Origin of the sequence: Xanthomonas maliensis (assembly GCF_009192945.1) — a bacterium.
Classification (GTDB): Bacteria; Pseudomonadota; Gammaproteobacteria; order Xanthomonadales; family Xanthomonadaceae; genus Xanthomonas; species Xanthomonas maliensis.
In genome coordinates, this window is the sequence record NZ_NSET01000034.1 from 57330 (window position 1) to 63794 (window position 6465).

The following is a 6465-nucleotide window of genomic DNA, read 5'->3' on the forward strand; positions in this document are numbered from 1 at the left end:
GGATGCGCCCTAACGGTCCTGCTTGAAGGGCGATGAAGGGCAATGCCGCACTGACTGCGGCGAAGGCTGTCGACCTGGAAGGCGATCGGAAGTCACCGATCGCCTTCGCGCTGGCGTCCATCAGAAGCTGTAGGTGAACGTCAGCATGCCGTTACGTGAGGCGCCCCAGGCACCGTAACCGCCATCGATTTGCGCGTAGTACCGCTTGTCGAGCAGATTGTCGAGGTTGAGCTGCACGGAGAACTGCGGCGCGAGACGATAGCGCGCGAATGCGCTGACCAATGCGTAGGCACTTTGCTGCGCGGTGCCATAGACCGGGTCGACGTAGTAGATGCGATTCTGCCAGTTCACACCGCCACCGACGGTCAGATCGCTCCACGCCCCTTGCGGGGTGTAGCTGCTGAACAGCTTGATCGTGGTGCGTGGCAACTGCTTGTTGATCGACACGCCATCGGCATCGCGGGCCGTGTAATGCGAGGCGCCGAAGGTGGCATTCCAGCCCTGGGTCAGACGCCCGGACAGCTCGAAATCGAACCCTTTGCTGACCACACCATTGGCGGCCTCGTACGCAGACTCGCTGCTGCCCGGGACGAAGCTACCCGTCAGCACGCCCAGATTGTCCTGCTCGATGCGGAACAGCGACAACGAACCATTGAGTTGATCGTCGAACCAGGCCGCCTTGACACCGGCTTCGTACGCTTTCCCGGTCAACGGCTCGAGGAACCCGCCACTGGCGTTGCGCCGCGTCTGCGGATTGAAGATCTCGGTGTAACTGGCATAGGTCGACCACACGTCATTCAGCGCGTACACCAGCCCGGCATACGGGGTGACGTCGTGCTGGCGGTTGGCGAAGGGCAGCAACTGCTGCGCGGTGAAGTCGAAGTTGTTGCCGTCGATCCGCCAGTCGGTATAACGCGCACCCAACAGCAACTTCAACGGATCGGCCAGCGACAAGCGCGCAGCCACATAGGCCGCCTTTTGCTTGATGGTGCCTTCGCTCTGCACCGACAATGGGCTCCAGTTGGGCTCCGGATAGGCGCCGTTCCAGCCAAAGTAGGTGTCCAGCGGGGCCGGAAAATCAAAGGTGCCGTTGTTGACGTACTCGCGGCGGTTGTAGCTGACGCCGGCCACCAGCTGATGTTCGCGACCGAACAGCTGGAATGGACCCTCGGCGTAGGCATCGGCGCCGTCGGCCTTGCGCTCGGTCATGTAGTTGCCCGAGTACGGCACCACGCCACCGCCGGTGACGCGATCGAAACCGTAGATCGTATAGAACGGATAGAACAAGTGATTCGCCGCGTCGGTTTTCTCGTGACTGACGTTGGCCTTGAGGCTCCAGCCATTGTCGAAACTCTGCTGCAGGCTGGCGAAGGTGCGCTGCAAGCGGGTATCCCAGAAGGTCCAGTCGGCTGCCGGATTGAACGAGCGAGCATAATCGGTACGGGTACCGTCGCTGTAGAACAATGGGAATCCGCCCCAGGTAACGTCGTTGGATTCCTTCTTCTGGTATTCGTAGCCCACGCTCAGCAAGGTGCTGTCGGTGAGATCGGCATCGATGATCGCCGAGCCGATCTTCTTGCGCAGCGTGTAGCGGTCCATGTCCGACTCGCCATCCTGATAGACGCCGACCACCCGCGCGCGCACGTTGCCGCTGGGACTCAACGGCACGGTCACGTCGGCCACGCTACGGGTCTTGTTGAAGTCGCCACCGCCGACCGCGACGGTACCGGTGAAGTCGCGGCTCACCGCATGCTTGCGCACCAGGTTGATCGAAGCCGACGGGTTGCCCGACCCGGTCAGCAGACCGGTGGCACCGCGCACCACTTCGACCCGGTCGTAAAGCGCCAGATCCAGCGCCGAGTCGCCATAACTCCAGGCCTGCTCCATGTACACCGGGATGCCATCGAATTGGTAGTTGTCGATGTAGAAACCGCGCGCATAGAAGTCCAGCCGCTCGCTATCGTTTTGCGAGGCCGAAATGCCGGTGACGTTGTTGAGGACATCGCCGATGCTCTGCAGGTTCTGGTCGTCCATGCGCTCGCGGGTGACGACCGTGACCGATTGGGGAATCTCGCTCAGCGCCAGGTTCATGCGCGTACCGGCCGAGGTCTTCTCCACCGTATAGCCCTTGACCTGCTCGCCCTGCACGTTGAGCCGGTCCAGCGTCGTGACCTGGGGCTCACCGGCTGGCGATTCAGCCATCGCCTGTCCTGCCGTCAAGCCACACAGGCTGAGCAGGACCGCTTGCGACAGCGCGCGCGGGCGCCCTGCAATGGGAAGGAGACGCATTACGGTGGGACGGTTCATCACAGCTCCAGCACGGACAGTCGAGGGCAAGCCGTCAGGTCTGGGCGCGACGGCGAACGAGGGGGATCCGCCACGCAGCCGTGGCAGCGCACCATTTTAATGGGAATGATTCACATTTTAAATAGGCGTTCCACATCAGGACCGATGTGACCGAAGCGAACGCCACCGGAATGACTGCGGAAGCGTCCTGGCACGAACCGATGTTGTGCGGCCTTTGACATCAACAGTCGACTGGCTGGCGCCTCTGGCAAACCGTCGTTGGATAAACGCAGACGACGCCGAACCGTCACATCGACCAGCGACATCGGTGCGTGATCGCCAAGAGCTGCCAGAACGGAGTTGCAGTGCAGACCTGGTGCGCGCTTCGAAGGGCTCACCCCATCAAAAACGCCGGCTTTCGCCGGCGTTTTTCTTCCTGACCGACTGCGCCGTTACAACGCCTTGGCCGCGTCCACCACGTGGTCGGTCGTGATCTTGAAGTAGGCGTACAGCTGATCGGCCGGTGCCGATGCACCGAAGCTGTCCATCCCGACCACCGCGCCATCCAGGCCGACGTACTTGCGCCAGAAATCGGTCACGCCCGCTTCCACCGCCACGCGCTTGCGCACCGACTTCGGCAGCACCGATTCGCGGTAAGCCGCATCCTGGCGATCGAACACGTCGGTGGAAGGCATCGATACCACGCGCGTCTTCAAACCGGCCGCGTCCAGCGTCTTCTTCGCTTCTACCGCCAGACCAACTTCCGAACCGGTGCCGATCAGGATCACGTCCGGCGCGCCGCCCTCGGCATCGGCCAGCACATAGCCGCCGCGCTCGATCAGCTTCAGCTGCTCGGCGCTGCGCGGCTGGTGCGGCAGGTTCTGGCGGCTGAACACCAGGCAGCTCGGGCCGTCCTTGCGCGTGATGGCGGCCTTCCAGCTCACCGCCGATTCCACCGCGTCGGCCGGACGCCAGACATCGTTATTGGGGATGTAGCGCAGTGAGGCCAGGTGTTCCACCGGCTGATGGGTCGGGCCATCCTCGCCCAGGCCGATCGAGTCGTGGGTGTACACGTGGATGGCATGTGCCGGGTTCAATGCACTCATGCGCACGCCGTTGCGGGCATAGTCGCTGAACACCAGGAAGGTGGCATCGAAGGGAATGAAGCCGCCATGCAGCGCCAGGCCATTGGCAATGGCGGTCATGCCGAACTCGCGCACGCCGTAATACACATAGTTGGCGTTCGGGTCATCGGTGGCGACCGACTTGCTGGCCTTCCACAGCGTCAGATTGGAATGAGCCAGATCGGCCGAGCCGCCGATCAACTCAGGCAGCAACGGCGCGAAGGCCTCGATCGTCAGCTGCGAGGCCTTGCGCGAGGCGATCGTCTGGCCTTCTTCCTGCGCCTTGGCGATGTAGGCATCGGCCTTGGCGATGAAGTCGGACGGCAGCTCGCCATGCGAGCGGCGCGTCAGTTCCTCGGCTTCGCTGGCGTACTGCTTGGCGTACTTGTCGAACAGCTGCTCCCACTCGGCCTGGCGCAACTTGCCACTGCCATTGGCACGCCAGCCGGCGTAGATCTCTTCCGGAATCTCGAATGGGCCATACGGCCATTGCAGCGCCTTGCGCGCGCCTTCCAGCTCGTCCTTGCCCAGCGGCGCGCCGTGCGAAGACTCCTTGCCGGCCTTGGTCGGTGCACCGAAGCCGATCTTGGTGCGGCAGCAGATCAGCGTCGGCTTGTCGCTGTTGTCCAGCGCTGCCTCGATGGCGGCCTTGATCTTCTCGGCGTCGTGGCCGTCGACATCGCGAATGACGTGCCAGCCATAGGCTTCGAAGCGCGCCGGCGTGTTATCGCTGAACCAGCCGGCGGTATTGCCGTCGATGGAAATCTCGTTGTTGTCCCAGAACGCGACCAGTTTGCCCAGGCCCCAGGTCCCGGCCAGCGAGGCGGCCTCGTGCGAGATGCCTTCCATCATGCAGCCGTCGCCCATGAACACCCAGGTCCGATGGTCGACGACCTGCAGCTCCGGACGGTTGTAGCGTTGCGCCAGCAGCTTCTCTGCCAGGGCGAAGCCGACCGCATTGGCGAAGCCCTGCCCCAGCGGACCGGTGGTGGTCTCCACGCCCGGGGTCTCGCTGCGCTCGGGATGCCCGGCGGTCTTGCTGTGCAGCTGGCGGAACTGCTTGAGCTGCTCGATCGGCAGGTCGTAGCCGGACAGGTGCAGCAGCGCGTACTGCAGCATCGACCCGTGCCCGTTGGACAGCACGAAACGGTCGCGGTTGAACCACTGCGGGTTGTTGGGGTTGTGCCGCAGATAGTCGTTCCACAGCACTTCGGCGATATCGGCCATGCCCATGGGCATGCCGGGATGGCCGGACTTGGCGGCTTCGACCGCATCGGCGGCGAGAAAACGGATGGCGTTGGCCAGCTGGCGGCGGGTAGGCTGGGTCATGAGCGTCTATGGAAGCGGAGGGGACACCGCAGGGAGCGGAGTCCCGTATTGTCCCACAGAGCATGTGACTGGGGTCGGGCGTGCAAGGGCCGGGACCCGGGACCCGGGACCCGGGACCGAAAGCATCGCCTGACGTGATTGCGCGTCAAGCGGCCTTCGGGCTCAGTCCCTTCGCGCTCGTAGAAACGCTGCGCGCCAAGGGCGTTTCCATTACAGCAACGCGGCTTTGCGACCTTGCCGGAGCTGGGTCAGGGTCCGGCAAGCATCTCCGCGCGCAATTGAATCCAAAAAACCGCAGCGTGCCTTCGCTCTCTACCCTGCAGCCTGCGCTTTTCCGGGTCCCGGGTCCCGGGCCCCGGGTCCCGCCGCTCCCGTCCCCGGCTCTCCCTTCGCGACCAGCGTCGTCAACGCCAGATCCCCCGTGACATTGAGCGCGGTGCGACACATGTCGAGGAAATGATTGACGCCGAGGATCATGCCGATGCCGACCGGGTTGACGCCCACCATCGCGCAGATCAGCGCCACCACCGGCAGCGAGCCGGACGGCACGCCTGCGGTGCCGATACCGCCGAGGATGCAGACCGCCATCACCATGCACTGCTGGCCAATACCGAGCTCAACGCCGAAGAATTGCGCCAGGAAAATCACCGTCACGCCCTCGAACAGGGCGGTGCCGTTCTGGTTGGCGGTAGCGCCCACCGTCAGCACGAAGCGCGACACCCGCGGCGGTAGTCCCATCTCGTCGGCGACCCGCAGCGCGGTCGGCAGGGTGGCATTGCTGGAGGCGGTGGAGAACGCCATCAGCGTCGCCTCCTGGGTCTGGCGGAAGAACGCCAGCGGCGAACGGCCGGCGAAGCGCACCGCCAGGCCGTAAGTCACCACCATATGCAGGCCGAGCGCCAGCACCACCACGCCAACGTAGGCGCCGAGGCGGATCAACAGGTCCAGACCGAACAGTGCCGCCAGGTTGAACATGAAGCAGGCCACGGCATACGGCGCCAGCCGGATGACCAGCCCGATCAGGGTCATCGAGATCTCGAACACGCCTTCGATCGCCTGCTTGAGCGTGGCCACCTTCTCCTCGGGCGACAGCACCATGCCGACGCCGAACATCACCGCAAAGAACATCAGCGACAGGATCGCGCCATTGTTGGAAGCGGCCTCGACCACGTTGTTGGGGACGATCGACAGCAGCATGTCCAAGCCCTGTGGTTGCTCACCGGAGCTGGAAATGATCTCGCGGCTGCGCTCGCTGTTGTCCTGGATCAATTGGCTCGCCAGCTGGGGATCCACGCCCGCACCCGGCTTCAGCACGTTCACCAGTACCAGCCCCAACAGCACCGCCACGCCCGACAGCACGACCGTATAGCCCAGCGTGCGCCAACCCACCCGCCCCAACGCGCGGATATCGCCCATCTCGGCAATGCCGACCACCAGCGCCGAAAACAGCAGCGGCACGATCAGCATGAAGATGAGATTGAGGAAGACCTTGGAGAACGGAGTGGTGACGTAGGTCGTCAGCACGCGGACCCAGTCGGCCTCGGGAGCGGCGAGGAAATAGACCGCCAATCCCAGCAGCAAGCCGACAGCAAAGCCAATCCCCATCTTCCAATGCAGGGGCATGCCGGGGCGAGGTGAGGATGCGGTCATGAAGAGGCCTTGAGGTGGACGCAAAGGCCGGAGCTTAACAAACGCGATCAGCGTGACCACCCGCGGCCAGGCGGCC

Annotated in this window: 4 protein-coding genes; all 4 read right to left on the reverse strand. The window is 63.8% G+C overall.

The window, feature by feature from the left end:
• Nucleotides 1–120 precede the first annotated feature (120 nt).
• The 4 genes from fhuE to CKY51_RS11555 all read right to left on the reverse strand — a co-directional run bounded on the left by fhuE (nt 121) and on the right by CKY51_RS11555 (nt 6389).
• Nucleotides 121–2307: a ferric-rhodotorulic acid/ferric-coprogen receptor FhuE gene (gene fhuE / locus CKY51_RS11540; RefSeq protein ID WP_152249250.1), complete on the reverse strand. Its 2187-nt coding sequence runs from the start codon at nt 2305–2307 to the stop codon at nt 121–123.
• 110 nt (nt 2308–2417) lie between these two features.
• On the reverse strand, nt 2418–2612 hold the full coding sequence (locus CKY51_RS11545; RefSeq protein ID WP_152249251.1) for a hypothetical protein: 195 nt from the start codon (nt 2610–2612) through the stop codon (nt 2418–2420).
• Between the two features lie 126 nt (nt 2613–2738).
• On the reverse strand, nt 2739–4739 hold the full coding sequence (gene tkt / locus CKY51_RS11550; RefSeq protein ID WP_022970854.1) for a transketolase: 2001 nt from the start codon (nt 4737–4739) through the stop codon (nt 2739–2741).
• A 312-nt stretch (nt 4740–5051) separates the two neighbouring features.
• A complete protein-coding gene (locus CKY51_RS11555; protein ID WP_244952533.1) occupies nt 5052–6389 on the reverse strand; it encodes a dicarboxylate/amino acid:cation symporter in 1338 nt (445 codons plus the stop codon).
• Between the last annotated feature and the right edge of the window lie 76 nt (nt 6390–6465).